Here is a 16,832-nt window from a genome sequence, read left to right on the forward strand (position 1 = left end):
GGAACACGTCCTAGTCTTGGCCGTATGAGTGTTGAGACATCGACGTCCGAGTACGACCCCCTGCGGAGCGGAGTCCACCTCGGTGACCTGATGGTCGCCGCGCTGCGCCGCCACGCCGATCGCAATGTCCTCGAGCTCGGTGGCACGGTCCTCACCGGCCGCCAGATGGCCGACGCGACGAGCCGCTACGTCCAGGCCTTCGAGTCCCTCGGGGCCGGCGCCGGATCGGCGGTCGGGCTGCTGGCGCTGAACCGCCCGGAGGTGCTGCTGGTCATCGGGGCGGGACAGACCCAGGGCTGGCGCCGGACCGCGCTGCACCCGCTCGGGTCCCTCGACGACCATGCCTATGTCCTCGCCGACGCCGGGGTCACCACCCTGGTCATCGACCCGGTGCCGATGTTCGTCGAACGGGCGCTGGCCCTGATCGAGCGGGTCGGCAGCCTCGAGCAGGTGCTGACCCTGGGACCGGTGCCCGAGGCCCTGGCCGGTGTGGGGCGTGACGTGATCGCCGAGGCCGACGGATTCGAACCGATTCCGCTCGTCTCGACGCCGCTGCCACCCGACCACATCGTGTCCATCACCTACACCGGCGGTACCACCGGCAAACCCAAGGGCGTCATCGGGACGGCGCAGGCGATGGCCACGATGACCCAGATCCAGCTCGCCGAGTGGGAATGGCCGGAGAACCCCAGATTCCTGATGTGCACCCCGCTCTCGCATGCGGGCGCGGCGTTCTTCGTGCCGACCCTGATGAAGGGCGGCACCATGATCGTGCTGGCGAAGTTCGATCCCGCCGAGGTGCTGCGCGTCATCGAGGAGAAGAAGATCTCCGCGACCATGCTCGTGCCGTCCATGCTGTACGCGCTGCTCGACCACCCGGACTCGCGCACTCGCGACCTCTCATCCCTGCAGACGGTGTATTACGGTGCGTCACCGATCAATCCGGTCCGACTGGCCGAGGCGATCGAACGGTTCGGCCCGATCTTCGCCCAGTACTACGGCCAGTCCGAGGCGCCGATGGTGATCAGCTACCTCGGCAAGGACGATCACCCGCTGCCCGGCGGGGATCCGCGTCGCCTCAGCAGCTGCGGGCGTCCCTCGGCCTTCCTGCGCACGGCCTTGCTCGGCCCCGACGACACACCTGTCGCGCAGGGGGAGCCCGGCGAGATCTGTGTTGCCGGACCGCTTCTCGCCGGCGGCTACTGGGGCCTGCCGGAACAGACCGCCGAGGCGTTCCGCGACGGCTGGCTGCGTACCGGCGACGTCGCCCGCGCCGACGAGGACGGATTCTGGTACATCGTCGACCGCACCAAGGACATGATCGTCACCGGCGGCTTCAACGTGTTCCCGCGCGAGGTCGAAGACGTTGTGGCCGAACATCCGTCGGTCGCCCAGGCGGGTGTGATCGGGGTGCCCGACGACAAGTGGGGTGAGGCCGTCACCGCGGTGGTGGTGCTGCGCGCCGAGGCCGCCGCCGACGACGCGGCCAAGGCGACGATCGTCGCCGAGATCCAGGAGTCGGTGAAGACCCGCAAGGGTGCGGTGCAGTCGCCCAAACAGGTGCTGTTCGTCGACGCCCTGCCGCTGACGGCACTCGGCAAACCCGACAAGAAGGCCCTGCGCGCACGGTTCTGGGAGACAGCCGAGCGCGGCGTCGGCTGAGGCGGGATCGGGGACGGGCCGGACCGGTCCCGTCCCCGGCACCGCCGACCCTCAGTTGCAGTCGCAGCAATCGCAACAATCACAGCAGTCGCCGCAATCACCGCAATCGCAGTCGCCGTCGCACGCTTCGGGTTTCCACTCGTCGCTGCAGTGATTCCAGTGGTCGGTGCAGCATGCGCGGCCCGAGCACGAGTTGCCCACGAACGGGGCGATCCGTTGCCAGAAGGGTCGCCCCGGTGGGAACGGTGGCGGGTACGGCCAGTGCTCGGGGAAGCCGTCCGGCCGTTCCTGCGGCCAGGCCGGTGTCGTGGGCCGCTCCCATTCGGCCCGGCAGCTGTGCGTCCGGGACAGTCCGAGAGCCTTCACGCGACGGTCCACGGCCTGGGTGAGCCCGTCGAGAAGTACCGCGCGCAACAGCCGGTCGTCGACCAGCTCGAGGCGACCGTAGGCACGTCGGATCGCCCGCATCATCCGGCGGCAGTCCTCGACTGCCGCAGCGGGACTCGTACCGGTGGCATCGAGCGGATTGAACGATCCGTCGGCGCGATCGGCGTCGATGTCGTCGATCGCGTCGAGCAGGTGGGCGATGGTGCCGAAGTGTGCACCGATCTCGGTGAGCGCGTCACGATTTGCCGGGGCACCCGCGGCGTCGGCGGTGGCGGCGAACACCCGGGCGGTGGCGGCCGCGGTGGGCGCGGTCAGTTCCGCCAGCGGGACACCGCGGTCCAGGCCGCTCCGTTCGACGGTGGCCTGGACCGACAGATCGGCCAGGACGGAACCGACATCGAGTGCACCGGAACCGGATTCGGCTCGCCGTCGCAGACGCCGGCCGACGATCGAGGCCACCGTCGACCGTGTCCGGGCCGGCGGGGCGAGGGCGAGATGCTGCTCGGCCACCACGTCGTCGGCCTTGGCCGCGGCCAGTGTCAGGGATGCGGTCGCCGCGAGCTGCACACCCGGGTCGCTGCCGTCCACCACCGTCGCGGTGCGCATCCCGCGCAACGGGCAGGGCCCGGCGGTTCGTGTGGCCGGCGAATCATGCTGTGCAGCTGTGAGAATCGAGATCATCACCGCATCGGTGCTGGTGGTGAGCCGGGCGGCCTGGCCGTGACCGTCGCGCAGTGTCAGACACAGTCCACACAGGTGGGCGCGCCATTGGGCGCTCAAGTCGTCACCGAGGACGTGCTGACATGGCGTCAGGATGCCGAACATGTCGACATCCAATCATTCCGGGCCGTGTCCGACGATCGGACACGGCCCGGTGTCGGTCACTGAGCGGACACAGGACATCCCGAGTAGCGGACCGGTAGGTCCTTGACCCCGTTGAGCCAACCGGAACGGACACGTCGCATGTCTCCGACGCGTTCGATGTCGGGGAGGACATCGGCGATGGCGTCGAAGATCAGATTCAGTTCCAGCCGGGCGAGATTGGCGCCGATACAGAAGTGCGCCCCGTTGCCGCCGAATGCCAGGTGCGGGTTGGGATCGCGGGTGATGTCGAACGTGAACGGGTCGTCGAAGACGTCCTCGTCGTAGTTGGCGGACCCGTAGAACAGTCCGACCCGCTGCCCCGCGGCGATCGGCACGCCGCCGATCTCGGTGTCGGCGAGTGCGGTGCGCTGGAAGGCGTTGACCGGGGTGGCCCACCGGAGGATCTCGTCGATCGCGGTGCGCGGACGCTCTTTTCGGTACAACTCCCAGGCATCGGGACGGTCCAGGAAGGCATTCATGCCGTGGCTGGTGGCGTTGCGGGTGGTCTCGTTGCCCGCGGTGATCAGCAGGATGACGAAGAACCCGAACTCCATCTCGTTGAGCGCCTCGCCGTCGATGTCGGCCTGGACCAGCGTGGTGACGATGTCGTCGGTGGGATCGTTCCGGCGCGCCTCGGCCATCTGGTAGGCATAGCCGAGTAGTTCGGCGTTGGCCGTGGTCGGGTCGATCGTCTGGTCCGGGTCGTCGGTGTTGATGATCGCGTCGACGAGTTCGTGGATACGCGGCCGATCGGGTTCCGGCACGCCGATCAGATCCAGGATCGCCTGCAACGGCAGGTGGATCGACACGTCGTCGACGAAGTTCCCGGAGTCCTTGGCGGCGGCCTCGGAGACGATGCGCCGTGCGGTGTCGGCGAGCTTCTCCTCCAGTGCACCAACGGCTTTCGGCGTGAAGATTCGCGAGACGATCTTGCGCAACCGGGTGTGCTCCGGCGGATCGTGGTTGATCAGCAGGGCCTTGGTGAACTCGATCTGATCGGCGGTCACATACTCCGGCAGGCGGATGATGGCGCCGTTGGCGTTGGTCGACCAGAGTTGATGATTCTTCGAGATCTCGCGGATATGAGCGTGTTTCGAGATGGCCCAGTACCCGCCGTCATGGAATCCGCCACCCGTTCCGGGTTCCTGGGCGTTCCACCACACGGGTGCGGTTCGGCGTAGTTCGGCGAACTCCCGGACCGGAATCCCCTGTTCCAGCAAGTCCGGGTCGGTGAAATCGAAGCCCGGGCCGAACGGGCAGACCTTGGTTGTCGTCACTTGTTCCTCCCACGGCGCACCGGCTGTGTGCGCGATCACCACACCATACACCTATTTGTGAGGCGTATGGTCGGATCGGCGGGGCCGGATCTCGTCGGTGACCGTGCCGCGGCGGGTAGGCTGATCAGCCATGAACTGGGCCGGCAGGCGAGACGAGCGGCGCTGATGCGCACACATGGCTGGTCCGGGCGTGTGCCGGCCACCGACGCCGAGGCGGTGGCGCGGATTCTCGCCGCCACACGTGAGGTGATCGACGAGCGCGGCGCAGCGACCAAACTGTCCGACGTGGCCCGCGTCCTCGGCGTCACCCGGCAGACGGTGTATCGCTACTTCCCCAGTACCGAGGCGCTGCTCGCGGCGACCGCGGCCGAGGCGGTCGGGACCTACCTGGACGGGATCAGCGCGCGGTTCGCCGGGATCGCCGAGCCCGACGCCGCGGTGATCGCAGGTGTCTGCGCGGTTCTCGAGACCGTCACCGACGACCCGTACCTCGGCATCCTGATGAGCCCCGGGCATCAGACGCTGCCCGCGATCGGCGGCATCACGTCCGACGGGGCGCGGGTGTTCGCACGCGCGATGGTCGAGCGGATGGACGTCGACTGGGCGGCCCGCGGCTACGGCGAGCCCGAACTGGGGCTCGTCGTCGAGTTCATCCTGCGCACGCTGCAGTCGTTCATCCTCGATCCGGGCGGCTCGTCGTCGGTGGCCGGTCGTCGGGAACTGCTCGACGCCTGGCTCGGTGCCGCGATCCGGGCGCTACCCGCGCGGACGGCCGTCGGTCGCTGACCCCGATGGTCGGGCGCGGGTCCCGACCGCCGAGCTCGTCTCCGAGGTGGTCGCGATCGGAGGTCGGCCGGCGGAGGTCTCGACACGACTTGTCGCTGCGCTCCTCGTCGGCTCGACCGGCAATTGGTGCGTGGTCGAATGTGGTGACGGAGTGGCGCATGTCGAGGCGTGCCCCCGGTCGGCTCGACCGGCATTGGTGCGTGCTGTTCGGGTGGGACGTCCTGGTGAAGGCGGGGCCGGCTCGACCGGCAATTGGTGCGTGGTGTCCGGGTGGCACGCCGTGGTGGAAGCGGGGTCGACCGTCGCGACCGTCAGCGCGGCGAGCAGATCACCACCGGGATGGTGCGGTCGGTCCAGGAGTCGTAGTTCTCGAAGTCGGCGTACATCTCGACGAGTTTCGGCCACAGTTCGGCGCGTTCGGCGTCGTCGGCGGTCCGTGCGAGGAGTTCGTGGCGCTCGCGGCCCACCTCGATGACCACCTCCGGGGTGGCCTGCAGATTCAGGTACCACGCCGGATTGTGGGGCAGGCCGCCCTGTGACGCGACGACGATGAAGTCGTCGCCGCGCCGTAGGTAGAGCAGGGGAGCGGTGCGGGGTTCACCCGACTTGCGGCCGATGGTGGTCAGCAGGCACACCGGGGTGGGTTTGTGGGATGCCGAACCCACCCGCCAGGTGCTGCCGATCCTCCCGCCACTGGCGCGGTAGATCCCGGTGTTGAGGCGCGAACCCAGCTTCATCAGCTTCTGGACGACGGGCGAATCGAGCTGCCCCGGACGCTCTTTGGGGAGCCCGGCCATCTCAGATCCGCTCGATGATGGTACCGGTGGCCATCGCGCCGCCGGCACACATGGTGATCAGTGCGGTCTGTCCGCCGGTGCGCTCGAGCTCGTGCAGTGCGGTGGTGATCAGTCGGGAGCCGGTGCTGCCCACCGGATGTCCGAGTGCGATGGCGCCGCCGTTGACGTTCACCTTGTCCATATCGGCATTGTGCACCTGTGCCCAGCTGAGCACCACCGATGCGAACGCCTCGTTGATCTCCACCAGGTCGATGTCCGACAGCGCCATCCCCGCCTTGGCGAGGACCCGCTCGGTGGCCTGCACCGGTCCGTCGAGGTGGAACTGCGGTTCGGCGCCGACCAGTGCCTGCGCGCGGATGCGGGCGCGCGGGGTGAGTCCGAGGGCGCGGGCCCTGGCCTCGTCCATCAGCAGGACCGCGGCCGCGCCGTCGGAGATCTGCGACGACGTCCCGGCGGTGTGGATGCCGCCGTCGATCACCGGCTTGAGTGCGGCGAGCGACTCCCGGGTGGTCTCGCGCAGTCCCTGATCGCGGGTGACGTCGAGGACGGTGCCGGTGAGCTCGCCCTCCTTGGTGCGTTCGGGGGCCTTGACCGCGAGGATCTCGCGGTCGAAGCGGTGCTCGTCCCATGCCTGCCGGGCGCGGTGCTGGCTGCGCACGCCGAGTTCCTCGATGTCGTCGCGGGTGATGCCGCGGCGGCGCGCGATCCGCTCGGCGGCCTCGAACTGGTTCGGCAGGTCCACGTTCCACGAGTCGGCGTGGTACGGGCCGGCGGTGGTGCCGACGTTGGCGCCCAGCGGCACCGTGCTCATCGTCTCGACGCCACAGGCGACGCCGACGTCGATGGTGTCGGTGGCGATCAGTCCGGCGATCAGGTGATTGGCCTGCTGGGCCGATCCGCACTGGCAGTCGATGGTGGTGGCCCCGGTCTGTTCGGGCAGCCCCGACGACAGCCAGGCCTTGCGGGTGACATTGCCCGCCTGTGAACCGGCCTGGGTGACGCACCCGCCGATCGCCTGCTCCACGAGGTTCGGGTCGATCCCGGCCCGCTCGAGCAGTCCGCGCTGGGTCAGCCCGAGCAGTTCCTCCGCGTGTAGCCCCGACAGCCACCCGGCACGCTTGCCGATCGGTGTCCGCACGGCCTCGACGATCACCGGTTCGCCCATATCCGTTTCCTCTCCGAGGTCCTCAGTGTCTCCTGCCAAATTTAGAACAAGTTCTTGTTTCAGTCCAGGGCGAACGCCGAAAAACGAGAACAGGTTCTAACTCGATTCGGGGCCCACTGGGACGGTCGACCAGCTCGGAAAATATGCCCCGAACTGGGGCGGGTGTCCAGAAAAACCTAGAACGAGTTCTCGTCAATGGACATTGTCGGTGTGTACCGTAGGTCACAGATGAGACCGAATGCGCTTCTCATCTCAACGACGGTAGTGACAGGTGGTGTGATCAGTGGTGAGTACGGTCAACGTGCCCCGGGGGGTGTCGTCCGCCGACGCCGAGGAGGGGCTCGAGTTCACGAAGCAGGAGGGGTGGGACTTCACCAACCCCGAGCTGTTGGAGAAGGGGATTCCGGTCCGGGAGTTCGCGCAGCTGCGCCGGACGGCCCCGGTCTGGTGGAACGCACAGCGTCCCGGCAAGGGCGGTGGCTTCCACGACGGCGGCTACTGGGTGATCTCCAAGCATGCCCACATCCGCGAGATCTCGAAGAACAATGCCGACTGGGCCACCTCGCCCAACGGTGTGATCATGCGGTTCGACGACGAGATGACCCAGGATCAGCTCGACGTCACCAAGGCGCTGCTGATCAACCACGACCCGCCGGAGCACACCCGGCTGCGCAAGCTCGTGTCCAAGGCGTTCACCCCGCGTGCCGTGCAGGCACTCGAGGAGAAGCTCGACGCCGCGGCTCGCACCATCGTGCAGCGAGCCCTCGACGAGGGGTCCGGTGACTTCGTCCACGACGTCGCCGTCGACCTGCCGCTGCTGGCCATCGCCGACCTGCTCGGCGTGCCGGAGGCCGACCGGGTCAAGCTGTTCGACTGGTCGAACAACATGATGAACTACGACGACCCGGACTTCACCGAGGATCCGCAGATGGCCTCGGCGGAGATCCTGGGTTACGGCTACACCATGGCCGAGGCCCGCAGGAAGAACCCGGTCGACGACATCGTCTCGGTCCTGGTCAACGCCGACATCGACGGCCAGGCCCTCGACGAGACCGAGTTCGGCTTCTTCTTCATCCTGCTCACCGTGGCCGGCAACGAGACCACCCGCAATGCGATCACGCACGGCATGAACGCCTTCCTGGAGCATCCTGACGCGTGGGACCTCTACAAGCGTGAGCGCCCGGCCACCGCGGTCGATGAGATCGTCCGCTGGGCCACGCCGGTCAACGCCTTCCAGCGCACCGCCAAGCGGGACACCCAGGTCGGTGGCGTCGACATCGCCGAAGGCCAGCGCGTGGGTCTGTTCTACGGTTCGGCCAACTACGACGAGGAGGTGTTCGAGAATCCGTACACCTTCGACATCATGCGAGATCCCAACCCGCACGTGGGATTCGGTGGCAACGGCGCGCACTTCTGCGTCGGCGCCAACCTCGCGCGGATGGAGATCAACCTGATGTTCAACGCGCTCGCCGACATCGTCCCGGACATCACCCGGCTCGAGCCGCCGCGGCGCCTGCGGCACGGCTGGATCAACGGGGTCAAGGAACTCCGGGTGGACTACGGGGCGAGATGACCACCACCAGCAGCGACACCCCGGCGTATCTGAACATCGACCGGGACAACCATCCGGCGGTACTCGCCGGGCGCCGATCGCGGGAGGCGGTCGAGGCCCGGGACAAGCAGGCGTGGATCGACAACTTCGCCGACGACGCCACCGTCGAGGATCCGGTCGGGCCGTCGATGTTCGACGCCGAAGGGAACGGATTCACCGGTAGGCAACGGATCTCGGAGTTCTGGGATCTGTCGATCGGGACAACGGAGAAGATCGAGTTCGTCTTCGACGAGGAGATCATCTGCGGCAACGAGGTGGCCTACATCGGAACGATCGTGACCCACATCGCGGGCCACATCTCCGAGGCACGAGGGGTGTTCACCTACCGGGCCGACGCCGACGGCAAGCTCAGCGCACTTCGCGCCTTCTGGGAGGTGGAGAAGACCATCAACTCGGTCCGCAAGGCCTGAGGACGCTGCAGCAGCCAGGACGAGGGCTGAACTCACAAAGGTGTTGGTGCCTTTGTGAGTTCGGCCCTCGTCGTTGTCGTGTCCGCCGAACGGTGACGACCAGCACACTGTGACGTGCGGCCATGGCCTTGTCACACCGCAGGGTTCGCGTCAGGGTGGAGACACGGCGATTGCGGTGCGGGGCCCCGTCCGCCGCGCGAGTCCGGCCCCGGATCTGGAAGGTGTGGACAATGAGGTCGCTCGAACGCATACGGATCAACGCCAAGGCCCTCGGCTCGGCCAAACGTCACCGGGGAGACCTGTTCTCCTGGTTGGGACGCCGACCCCAGATACTCGCGGCGGTCGGCGTGTACGAGACCGCCGTCCTGCTGAGCAACAAACTCGACCCGACCCTCAAAGACCTCGCCGAACTGAAGTCCGCCGGACTGGTCAACTGCGAGTTCTGTCTCGACATCGGCTCGGCCATCGCCACCCACTCCGGGGTCACCGCACAGCAGATCCGCGACCTGCCGGTCTATCGCGACAGCGATGCCTTCACCGAACTGCAGAAACTCGTCATCGCTTTCGCCGAGGCCATGACGAGTACCCCGGCGTCGTCGGAGACGCTTGCGGAACTGCGGGAGCGGTTGCTCGCACAACTGAGCCGGGCGCAGGTCGCCGAACTCGCGACCACGGTGGCATGGGAGAACCAGCGTGCCCGGCTCAATCAGTCACTCGGCGTGCGGCCCACCGGGATCTCCGACGGTGCGGCGTGCGCGCTGCCGGAGTGACCGGGGGTGATCGCCGAGCCCGATTCCCGAACATCAACTCTGGGGCTTGTCCACCCCGAGCAGCCACATCGAGAAGTACTGGGAGCCACCGCCGTAGGCGTGGCCGACGGCCTTGCGGACATCGCGCACCTGATGTGCGCCGCCCTTGCCCATGACCTGGATGGCGGCCTCGGCGAAGCGGATCATGCCCGACGCGCCGATCGGATTGGACGAGAGCACACCGCCGGAGGCATTGAACGGGATACGTCCGCCGATCTCGGTCTCACCCGCCTCGGTGAGCTTCCAGCCCTCACCCTCGGGGGCGAAGCCCAGATTCTCCAGCCACATCGGCTCGAACCACGAGAACGGCACGTAGATCTCGGCGGCGTCGATCTCCTCGATCGGGTTGTCGATGCCACCGGCCTTCCACAGCGCGGCCGCGGCGTCGCGACCGGCCTGCGGGTTCACCACATTGCGATGGGCGAAGGCCAACGGCTCGGTGCGCATCGCGGTCGCATGGATCCAGGCCACCTTCTCGCCGTCGGCGAGGGCCGCGTCGGCGACGGCCTCGTCGCCGATCACCACCGCACACGCGCCGTCCGACGACGGGCAGGTCTCGTCGTAGCGGATCGGGTCCCACAGCATCTGTGAGGCCAGCACGTCTTCCACCGTCTTGTCCGGTTGATGCAGGTGCGCAAGGGGATTGAGGGCACCGTTGCGGCGGTCCTTGGCGGCGACGATCGCCCCGATGTGTGCGGGTGCGCCGGAGCGTCGGATGTAGGCACGCACGTGCGGGGCGAAGAAGCCGCCCGCACCCGCACCGACCGGCTTGGTGAACGGCACCGGAAGCGACAGCGCCCACATGGCATTGGACTCCGACTGCTTCTCCCACGACACCGCCAGCACCCGACGGTGCACGCCGGCGAAGACCAGTGACGCCGCGACATTGGCGGTGGACCCGCCCACCGATCCGGCGGTGTGCACCCGGATCATCCGTTTGCCCACCGCACCGATCGCCTCGGCCATCGCCAGCTCCGGCATCATGGTGCCCTCGAACAGATCCGGGGCCTTGCCGATCACGATCGCGTCGATCTCGTCGATGTCCACCCGGGCGTCGGCGAGGGCGGCGTCGATGGCCTCCCGGCACATCCCGGCCATCGTGACATCGTGACGCTTGGCGACGTAGGTGGTCTGGCCGGTGCCCAGCACCGCCGCACGATTGTGGTGTGCCATCAGTTCTCGTCCCCCAGATGTGCTCGGTCGCCCAGCGTGACCACCATGTTCTGCTGCAGGAGCGGTCCGCTCGTGGCATGGGCGACGGCGGTGGATGCGTCGCCGTGCAGGATCTCGTGTGCGGCATAGCCGATGCGCTGCAGTCCCGCCGAGAACAGCGAGTTGCCCGCCAGGAGACCGCCGGACGGATTGATCCGCACCGAGTCCGGGAGGTTCAGGGCCTGGCGCACGATCAGCTCCTGATGGGTGAACGGTGCGGCGATCTCGGCGACGTCGACCGCACGGCTCCGGTCACCGAAGGCGGTGTCGCCGGCGAGCACCGTCGACGGCGACACCGTCAGATCCCGTGCACCGAAGTTCGGTGAGTCGATCCGATGATCCCACCCGGTGATGTAGGCCGGGTTGGCGACGAGCTCCTTGGCCCGCCGTTCGCTGGCGACGATCACCGCGGCGGCGGCGTCGGTGTAGGGCGCGATGTCGTGTGGCCGAAGCGGATCGGCGATCGGTGCGGTGGCCAGCAGCTCGTCCACCGAACCCCCGCCGGCGCGTGCGGCGACCGCCGCCATGTCGGCCTCGGTCCAGGCGCCGGACTCGATACCGGCCCGCGCCTGCAGTGCGGCGAGGGAGGTGGCGCTCGGCCACAACGGTGCCACGGTGTACGGATCGGTCTGTAGGGTCAGGGTGAGATCGGAGTTGCCGGCGGTGGCCTTGCCGAAGCCGTAGGCCAACGCCAGGTCGACCTCACCGGTCGCGATCTTGACCCATGCCTCGTACAGTGCCCAGGCGCCGTCCATCTCGACGTGGGACTCGTTGATCGGTGGCATCGCACCGATCGAGTCGATCGCCGAGATGAACGAGAAGGCGCGTCCGGCAAGATAGTCCGACGATCCGCTGCACCAGAACTCGATGTCGGTGCGGGTGATGCCGAGTTCGGCGTAGAGCTTGGAGAAACACGGGATGAGCATCTCGACACCGTTGGTGGTGCCGTGCGTCCCGGCGATGTTCGGGCTGTGTGCGAACCCGACGATCGCGATCCTGGGAAGGGTCACGGGTACTCCTTGGTCAGTGAGAGTGGTTCGCGGTCAGAGAAATTCGCGATAGGTCTCGTACTCGGCGTCGGGCTCGCCGGTCGGCCGGAAGTGGCTGATGCTGCCCATCGACAGTTCGCGTTCCTCCTCGGGGGCCCACACGGCCTGCACCCGCATACCCATGCGGACCTCGTCGGCGGGACAGTCGAGGATCAGGTGCAGGAACGGGATGTCGGAACCGTCGAGCAGCACATACGCCGCGACGTACGGGGGTGCGATGCGCTGGCCCTGGAAGGGCACGTTGACGATGCAGAAGGTGGTGACGATGCCGGTGTCGGGCAGTTCCACCCGCTCCACCGCCACCGCGCCGTCGGACGGACTGACCTGGCGCGGCGGGAAGTACACCCGGCCGGCGTCCACGCCGGTGCCGATCCGCGACCCGTACAGCTTGCCGTTGCGGAGCCCTTCGAGATACCAGGACTCCTCGGCGGTGGCCGAGTGCACGATCGAGGTGGTGATCGGCGTGGTGATGACGACGTGCTCGTCGTCGGGATGCTCGATCTCGTTGGGTGCGGCGGCAACCGGGGCGTCGCCGGCGGCGAAGTATGCGATGTCGTCGATCCGTCCGGTCCGCGCCGCACGCCACACCGCATGCACCCGCATCCCGGTGCTCATCTGCTCCGGGCCGTCCACCGACACCACGTGCAACAGTGCGGTGTCGGCGCCGTCGAGGCGGATCAGCGCCCATGCGAATGCGGTGTCGAGTGGCTGTGCCGCAACGGGTTCGGGATTCCACGACCAGGTGGTGACGGTTCCGGTGGCGGCGACGTCGACCAGCTCGGTGGACAGTGAACCCGTCGTCGGGTCGAACTCCACCGGTGGCACCGCGACCCTGCCGTCCGAACCGCGGGAGCCGACGATCCGGCCGTCGCGCAGGCCCAGGGCGAACTGGCTCAGGACCGGTCCCAGGGATCGCGTGTATCCGAAGGTGTTGGTCAGTGGGGCGGTGAGGACGGTGGTCTCGGGTTCGGGCACCGTGGCGACCGGGCTCGACGCCCCCCTGTCGGCGCTCGTTGTGCTGATGCTCACTCTTTGAGTAGAACACGTTCTAGTATTGATGACAAGGCGCATGTCACGGCCATTCCGCGAGAGAGATGAGGCGTTGTGAAACTCGCACTGCAACTGGGCTATTGGGGGGCCGATCCGATCGCGGAGGCGCCCGCTCTGGTGGCTGCGGCCGAGCTGAACGGGTTCGACGCGGTGTTCACCGCGGAATCCTGGGGGTCGGATGCCTACACCCCGCTGGCGTGGTGGGGGGCCGCGACCAAGCGGGTGCGGCTGGGTACCGCCGTCGCCCAGATCTCCGCCCGCCCGCCGACCGCGCTGGCCATGCATGCGCTGACCCTCGACCATCTCTGCGGCGGTCGGCACATCATCGGACTCGGGGTGTCGGGTCCGCAGGTCGTGGAGGGCTGGTACGGGCAACCCTTCGCCAAACCGCTCGCGCGGACCCGGGAATACGTCGACATCGTGCGGCAGGTGCTCGCCCGGCAGGCGCCGGTGGTGAGCTCCGGGCCGCACTATCGGCTGCCGTACCCCGCCGATGCGTCCGGCTCCACCGGGCTCGGCAGGTCGCTCAAGCCGATCACCCATCCGTTGCGGGCCGACATCCCGATCTGGCTCGGCGCCGAAGGACCCAAGAACGTCGCCCAGACGGCCGAGATCGCCGATGGCTGGCTCGCGGTGTTCTACAGCCTCTCGCTCGCCGACCGGTACGAACAATGGCTGGCCGAGGGCTTCGCCCGCCCGGGTGCGCGTCGCCGCCGCGACGACTTCGAGGTGGCCGCGGGGGCGCAGGTGGTGATCACCGACGACGTCGCCACGGCGGTCGACCGGTACCGGCCGTCGACGGCGCTGTACGTGGGCGGGATGGGCGCCAAGGGCACCAACTTCCACGCCGAGCTGTACACGCGGATGGGATACGGCGACGAGGTGGCCGAGATCGGTCGGCTGTTCCTCGCCGGGAAGAAGGCCGAGGCCATCGCCGCGGTTCCCGACGAGATGGTGCGCGAGACCATGCTGGTCGGGACGGCCGAGGAGGTGCGCGCCCAGATCAAGCAGTGGGAGGCCGCGGGTGTCGGCATGCTGATGGTCACCGCGCGCGACGTCGCCACGATCGAGCAGCTGGCTGCGCTCGTCTGACATCCGGGCCAGACCCTCCACACTTACGCAGACCCCCCGACCTGAAGTCGGGGGGTCTGCGTAAAAGTGGAGGGTCTGCGTGCGACCGGCGGTCACTCGCCGGTGAACACCGGCTTCTGCTTGGTCGCGAACGACTTCGGCCCGACCTTGGCGTCCTTCGACTGGAACACCTTGATGCCGATCGGTGCCTCGATCTGGAAGGCGTCGAGCTCGTGCATGCCCTCGGTCTCGCGGATGGTCCGCAGGATCGCCTGCACCGCGAGCGGTCCGTTGGCCGCGATGGCGTCGGCGAGTTCGAGGGCTTTGTCGAGTGCCGAGCCGTCGGGCACCACATGCCCGATCAGGCCGAACTCCTTGGCCTCGGCGGCGCTGATGTGCCGTCCGGTGAGCAGGATGTCGCAGGCGACGGTGTACGGGATCTGACGGACCAGCCGCACCGCACTGCCGCCGAGCGGGAACAGTCCCCACTTCGCCTCGGACACACCGAACTTGGCACTCTCGCCGGCCACCCGGATGTCGGTGCCCTGCAGGATCTCGGTACCGCCGGCGATCGCCGGACCCTCGACCGCGGCGATCAACGGCTTGGTCAGGCGGCGTCCCTTGAGCAGTGCGGGCAACGACGCCGGGTCCCAGGTGCCCTGTTTGACCGTGTCGCCGGGTGCATTGCGCGACATGGCCTTCAGGTCCATGCCGGCGCAGAATGCGCCACCGGCACCGGTCAGGACGGCCACCCGGATGTCGGGATCGGAATCGACCCGGTCCCAGGCCTCGGTCATGATCGCCATCATCTCCGACGACAACGCATTGCGGGCCTGTGGCCGGTTCATCGTGACGATCAGGACGTGATCGCGCTTCTCGACCAGGCAGTGCGGAGCGTGGTCGGTGGCGGATTCGGCGTCGGACGTCGTGGTCATCTCGCGGACCCCCGTGGGTGAAGTTGAGCGAATTCGGACAAACCCTTGTCCCAAACAGTAACACGTTCTAGTTTTGGGTCATGGCATTTCACATCGCCGACCTGATCGAGCATGCCGTCGACCTGGTTCCAGACCGGATCGCGCTCGAGACCGAGGGGCAGTCGGTGACCTATGCGGACGTCGAACGGCAGGCGAACGCGCTCACTCACGAGCTCCTGGAGCTCGGCGTCGAACCGGGGGATCGGGTAGGTCTGTACAGCAGGAACACCATCGAATGCGTGATCGCGATGATCGCGATCTTCAAGGCGCGCGCGGCGATGGTCAACGTCAACTACCGCTATGTCGAGGCCGAACTCGAGCACATCGTCACCGACTCGCAGATGGCGGTGCTGATCCATGAGCGCCAGTACGGTGATCGCGTCGTGAACGTGTTACCGAATTGCCCGGAACTCGCCCATCTCGTCGTGATCGACGACGGCACCGATGTACCGGTACCCGACGGAGCGCTGCGCTACGACGACATCGTGGCGACGCGATCGGGTGACCGCGACTTCGGGCCCCGCTCCGACGACGACATCTACATGCTCTACACCGGTGGCACCACCGGCCGCCCCAAGGGAGTGGTCTGGCGTCAGGAGGACATCTGGCGCGTCCTCGGCGGTGGCATCAACTTCTATACCGGCGAGCGGATCGCCGACGAGTGGCAGCAGGCCCGGGACGGGGCGAAGAACGGCCAGCTGGTGCGCTTTCCGATCCCGCCGTTCATCCACGGCGGTTCGCAGTGGGCGGTGTTCCAGGAACTGTTCGCCGGCGGCAAGGCGGTCATCTACCCGGAGTTCGGTGGCCACCAGGCGTGGTCGATCGTCGAGAAGCACAGGGTCAACGTCGTCATGATCACCGGCGACGCGATGGCGCGGCCGATGGTGGAGGCACTCGAACAGGGCCACCCCGAGGGGCGCCCGTACGACACGTCGAGCATGCTCTCACTCGCGTCGTCGGCGGCACTGTTCTCCGCCAGCGTCAAGGACCAGTACCTCGAGATGCTGCCCAACCTGCTGATCTTCGATGCCATCGGGTCGTCGGAGACGGGATTCAGCGGCATGTCGGCTGCGCAGAAGGGCACCTCGCATGTCGGTGCACCCCGCGTGACCGCCGACAAGGCCGCGGTGGTGCTGCGCGAGGACGGCACCCGGGTGCAGCCGGGCAGCGGTGAGGTCGGCATCCTGGCGCGCTCGGGCCACATCCCGCTGCGCTATCACAACGATCCGGAGAAGACCGCCAAGACCTTCAAGGAGTTCGGTGGCATCCGCTACGCCATCCCGGGTGACTTCGCGACGGTGGAGGCCGACGGTTCGATCACCATGCTCGGTCGCGGTTCCCAGTCGATCAACACCGGTGGTGAGAAGGTGTTCCCGGAGGAGGTCGAGGCCGCCCTCAAGGCCCATCCCGACGTCTTCGACACCGTGGTCGTCGGTGTTCCCGACGAGCGATACGGGCAGCGGGTGGCGGCGGTCATCGCCGGTCGCGCCGGTGCCCGGCCGAGCCTGGCGAGCCTCAACGAGGTGGCGCGCACCGCGATCGCCGGATACAAGTGCCCGCGCAGCATCTGGTTCGTCGACTCCATCAAACGTTCACCGGCCGGAAAGCCGGACTACCGGTGGGGGAAGTCCGTCACCGAGTCCCGCGCGGCTGACGAAATCCAGCAAGTCATCTCCGGAAGGGCCTGAAACACCATGGCAGCAGCGC

General features: G+C 67.7%; 15 protein-coding genes. 7 read left to right on the plus strand and 8 right to left on the minus strand.

The window, feature by feature from the left end:
- Nucleotides 1-24 precede the first annotated feature (24 nt).
- A complete protein-coding gene (gene fadD8, locus Q9K23_RS16720) occupies nucleotides 25-1,662 on the plus strand; it encodes a fatty-acid--CoA ligase FadD8 (protein ID WP_305950208.1) in 1,638 nt (545 codons plus the stop codon).
- A 51-nt stretch (nucleotides 1,663-1,713) separates the two neighbouring features.
- Here fadD8 and Q9K23_RS16725 read toward each other — a convergent pair whose 3' ends face one another.
- Together Q9K23_RS16725 and Q9K23_RS16730 are read right to left on the minus strand one after the other, a co-directional pair.
- Nucleotides 1,714-2,874 carry a DUF5685 family protein gene (locus tag Q9K23_RS16725; protein WP_053776213.1) on the minus strand — a complete coding sequence of 387 codons (1,161 nt, stop codon included), beginning with the start codon at nucleotides 2,872-2,874 and terminating at the stop codon, nucleotides 1,714-1,716.
- Between the two features lie 56 nt (nucleotides 2,875-2,930).
- Entirely contained in the window at nucleotides 2,931-4,190 is a 1,260-nt protein-coding gene (locus Q9K23_RS16730) for a cytochrome P450 (RefSeq protein WP_053776214.1), read from the minus strand.
- A 165-nt stretch (nucleotides 4,191-4,355) separates the two neighbouring features.
- On the opposite strand from Q9K23_RS16730, the gene Q9K23_RS16735 reads away from it, so the two are divergent.
- Complete coding sequence (locus Q9K23_RS16735; RefSeq protein WP_053776215.1) at nucleotides 4,356-4,976, plus strand: TetR/AcrR family transcriptional regulator; 621 nt, start codon at nucleotides 4,356-4,358, stop codon at nucleotides 4,974-4,976.
- Nucleotides 4,977-5,287: 311 nt separating this feature from the next.
- Here the strand turns inward: Q9K23_RS16735 and Q9K23_RS16740 are convergent, their stop codons facing one another.
- Both Q9K23_RS16740 and Q9K23_RS16745 read right to left on the minus strand, forming a co-directional pair.
- Entirely contained in the window at nucleotides 5,288-5,773 is a 486-nt protein-coding gene (locus Q9K23_RS16740) for a nitroreductase family deazaflavin-dependent oxidoreductase (RefSeq protein ID WP_053776180.1), read from the minus strand.
- A gap of 1 nt (nucleotide 5,774) precedes the next feature.
- Nucleotides 5,775-6,938, minus strand: a complete 1,164-nt coding sequence (locus Q9K23_RS16745) for a steroid 3-ketoacyl-CoA thiolase (RefSeq protein ID WP_053776181.1) — start codon at nucleotides 6,936-6,938, stop codon at nucleotides 5,775-5,777.
- 301 nt (nucleotides 6,939-7,239) lie between these two features.
- Between Q9K23_RS16745 and Q9K23_RS16750 the strand changes: the two genes are divergently transcribed.
- From Q9K23_RS16750 to Q9K23_RS16760, 3 genes are all read left to right on the plus strand, one after another.
- Nucleotides 7,240-8,511: a cytochrome P450 gene (locus Q9K23_RS16750; RefSeq protein WP_053776216.1), complete on the plus strand. Its 1,272-nt coding sequence runs from the start codon at nucleotides 7,240-7,242 to the stop codon at nucleotides 8,509-8,511.
- On the plus strand, nucleotides 8,508-8,960 hold the full coding sequence (locus tag Q9K23_RS16755; protein ID WP_020791995.1) for a nuclear transport factor 2 family protein: 453 nt from the start codon (nucleotides 8,508-8,510) through the stop codon (nucleotides 8,958-8,960). Before Q9K23_RS16750 ends, Q9K23_RS16755 begins: the two co-directional genes overlap by 4 nt.
- Before the next feature lie 230 nt (nucleotides 8,961-9,190).
- Nucleotides 9,191-9,730 (plus strand): carboxymuconolactone decarboxylase family protein, encoded by a 540-nt coding sequence (locus Q9K23_RS16760; RefSeq protein ID WP_053776182.1) that lies wholly within the window; start codon nucleotides 9,191-9,193, stop codon nucleotides 9,728-9,730.
- Nucleotides 9,731-9,763: 33 nt separating this feature from the next.
- Here Q9K23_RS16760 and Q9K23_RS16765 read toward each other — a convergent pair whose 3' ends face one another.
- The 3 genes from Q9K23_RS16765 to Q9K23_RS16775 are packed head-to-tail and all read right to left on the minus strand — an operon-like array spanning nucleotide 9,764 to nucleotide 13,059.
- Entirely contained in the window at nucleotides 9,764-10,942 is a 1,179-nt protein-coding gene (locus Q9K23_RS16765; protein WP_020791996.1) for a thiolase domain-containing protein, read from the minus strand.
- Nucleotides 10,942-11,991 (minus strand): thiolase domain-containing protein, encoded by a 1,050-nt coding sequence (locus tag Q9K23_RS16770; RefSeq protein ID WP_053776183.1) that lies wholly within the window; start codon nucleotides 11,989-11,991, stop codon nucleotides 10,942-10,944. Before Q9K23_RS16770 ends, Q9K23_RS16765 begins: the two co-directional genes overlap by 1 nt.
- A gap of 33 nt (nucleotides 11,992-12,024) precedes the next feature.
- Nucleotides 12,025-13,059, minus strand: a complete 1,035-nt coding sequence (locus Q9K23_RS16775; RefSeq protein WP_020791431.1) for an OB-fold nucleic acid binding domain-containing protein — start codon at nucleotides 13,057-13,059, stop codon at nucleotides 12,025-12,027.
- Nucleotides 13,060-13,134: 75 nt separating this feature from the next.
- On the opposite strand from Q9K23_RS16775, the gene Q9K23_RS16780 reads away from it, so the two are divergent.
- Nucleotides 13,135-14,172, plus strand: coding sequence for an LLM class F420-dependent oxidoreductase (locus Q9K23_RS16780; RefSeq protein WP_053776184.1), 1,038 nt, complete (start codon nucleotides 13,135-13,137; stop codon nucleotides 14,170-14,172).
- 92 nt (nucleotides 14,173-14,264) lie between these two features.
- Here the strand turns inward: Q9K23_RS16780 and Q9K23_RS16785 are convergent, their stop codons facing one another.
- Nucleotides 14,265-15,086 carry a crotonase/enoyl-CoA hydratase family protein gene (locus tag Q9K23_RS16785; RefSeq protein ID WP_020793764.1) on the minus strand — a complete coding sequence of 274 codons (822 nt, stop codon included), beginning with the start codon at nucleotides 15,084-15,086 and terminating at the stop codon, nucleotides 14,265-14,267.
- A gap of 80 nt (nucleotides 15,087-15,166) precedes the next feature.
- Here Q9K23_RS16785 and Q9K23_RS16790 point away from each other — a divergent pair, with 80 nt between their 5' ends.
- On the plus strand, nucleotides 15,167-16,813 hold the full coding sequence (locus tag Q9K23_RS16790; RefSeq protein WP_053776185.1) for an acyl-CoA synthetase: 1,647 nt from the start codon (nucleotides 15,167-15,169) through the stop codon (nucleotides 16,811-16,813).
- Nucleotides 16,814-16,832 lie beyond the last annotated feature (19 nt).

Source organism: Gordonia sp. NB41Y (genome assembly GCF_030718915.1).
Taxonomy (GTDB): domain Bacteria; phylum Actinomycetota; class Actinomycetes; order Mycobacteriales; family Mycobacteriaceae; genus Gordonia; species Gordonia desulfuricans.